The following is a 1,902-nucleotide window of genomic DNA, read 5'->3' as shown; positions in this document are numbered from 1 at the left end:
GAAGCCGCCGGCTGCACGGTCGAAATCTTCGAGGCGGATGCGCTCTGCATCGCCTGCGAGGGCGGGCCGACATGCCTGACGCGACCGATCCTGCGCCAATGAATATGCCATCCCGCCGCAGGTTCCGTCGCGAGGGCGAGGAGCGGCGGCGGCAGGATCTGATCGAGGCCACTCTGGACAGTGTGGCGGAACATGGCCTGCAGGGCGCCACCTTGCGCACCATCGCATTGCGTGCCGGCGTCACCGCCGGGCTGATCCGGCACTATTTTCCCGGCAAGGAAGAATTGCTGCAGGAAGCCTATGCAGCGCTGATGGGCCGCATGACCGAGCAGGCGAAAGCGGCTTTGGTCATGGAGAATGCCTCGCCTCGCCAGCGCCTTGCGGCTTTCGTCACCGCCAACCTCAATGCGCCGATTATCGACGCGCGGGTGTTTTCGCTCTGGGCAACCTTCATCGGCCGCGCCAGAGCGGATCCGACCTTGGCCCACGCCCACCGCGAAGGCTACCTTGGTTTTCGCAATGAGGTGGAAGCGGTTGTGGCCGAGGTGCTCGCCGCCGAACGGCGCAAATCGGACGCAAGCCAATTGCGCCACCATGCCATCGCGATTAATGCGATCATCGACGGACTCTGGATCGAAGGCTGCCTGGCCGGCGAGATGTTCTCGCCCGGCGAATTGGCGGCGATCGGCATCAAGGCCGTCGAGGCCGAACTAGGCCTCGCGCCGGAAGGGGAGGAAAACCAATGACGACACTCGGCGAAGCGCTCATTTCGCTGCTCGAAGCCCATGGCGTCGACACGGTCTTCGGGATTCCCGGCGTCCACACGGTAGAACTCTACCGCGGGCTAGCGCGCTCCAAGATCCGCCACGTCACACCGCGTCACGAACAGGGCGCCGGCTTCATGGCCGATGGCTACGCACGCGCCAGCGGCAGACCGGGCGTCGCCTTCGTCATCACCGGACCGGGGCTGACCAACACCATCACCGCCATGGGGCAGGCACGTGCCGATTCGGTGCCGATGCTGGTGATCTCAGGCGTCAACGCCACGCCGACGCTGGGCAAGGGGCTGGGCCATCTGCACGAATTGCCGGATCAGCGCGGCATGATGGAGAAGGTGGCGCTGTTTTCGCAGCGCGTTACCGAGGCTGGCGAATTGCCCGGCGCGCTGGCGCAGGCCTTCGCCCTGTTTTCATCGGCCCGGCCCGGCCCGGTGCATATCGAGATCCCGACCGACGTCATGGTCAAGCCGGCGGATGGCATCGCTGCCATGCTGAGCAATGTGACGCCGCCCGTGCCGGAAGGTGTCGCAATTGCCAACGCGGCCAAACTCATCAGTGCAGCGCGCCGCCCGCTGATCCTGGTCGGCGGCGGCGCCAAACGCGCCGAAGCGCCACTGCGGCGTCTGGCCGAACGGCTGGGGGCGCCGGTCGTCCAGACCACCAATGCGCGCGGCCTGCTGCATGGTCATCCGCTTTGCGTGCCGGCCAGTCCCAGCCTGAAGACAGTACGGGCGCTGATGGCCGACGCCGACCTGGTGATTGCCGCCGGCACCGAATTCGGCCCGACCGACTATGACGGCTACAGCGATGGCGGCTTCGTCCTGCCCGCCAACCTGATCCGCATCGATATCGGCGCGGACCAGCTTGCCCGCCGCCCGGCGACGGTTTCGATCCAGGCCGATTGCGCCGGGGCGCTAGAAGCACGGCTTCGGGAAACCCGCCATGTCCGGGCAAGCGAGGGCGGTTCGTCGCGCGCCGCTACTACACGCAAAGCAGCCTTTGCCGAGCTCAATCCGACACTGCAGGGGCAGATGCGCGCCGTCGAGATGATCCGCGACGCTTTGCCGGGCGCGCTCATCGTCGGCGATTCGACGCAGCCGATCTATGCGGCCAACCTCTATTA

General features: G+C 66.4%; 2 protein-coding genes and 1 pseudogene. All 3 read left to right on the top strand.

From position 1 onward, the window contains the following. Positions 1–102: pseudogene (locus ENZ75_RS35425) on the top strand (amidinotransferase); the annotation flags it as partial. Beyond that, positions 99–746 (top strand): TetR family transcriptional regulator C-terminal domain-containing protein, encoded by a 648-nt coding sequence (locus tag ENZ75_RS30440; protein WP_032809890.1) that lies wholly within the window; start codon positions 99–101, stop codon positions 744–746. The pseudogene ENZ75_RS35425 and the gene ENZ75_RS30440, both read left to right, overlap by 4 nt. Continuing rightward, positions 743–1,902: 5-guanidino-2-oxopentanoate decarboxylase (locus ENZ75_RS30435; RefSeq protein ID WP_128278570.1), on the top strand; the 1,160-nt coding region annotated here is incomplete at its 3' end. The genes ENZ75_RS30440 and ENZ75_RS30435, both read left to right, overlap by 4 nt.

This window comes from Mesorhizobium sp. M7A.F.Ca.CA.002.04.1.1 (genome assembly GCF_004022805.1).
GTDB lineage: Bacteria > Pseudomonadota > Alphaproteobacteria > Rhizobiales > Rhizobiaceae > Mesorhizobium > Mesorhizobium ciceri.
The sequence above is the reverse complement of the archived record's forward strand: the minus strand, read 5'-3'. Positions and strand labels throughout refer to the sequence as shown.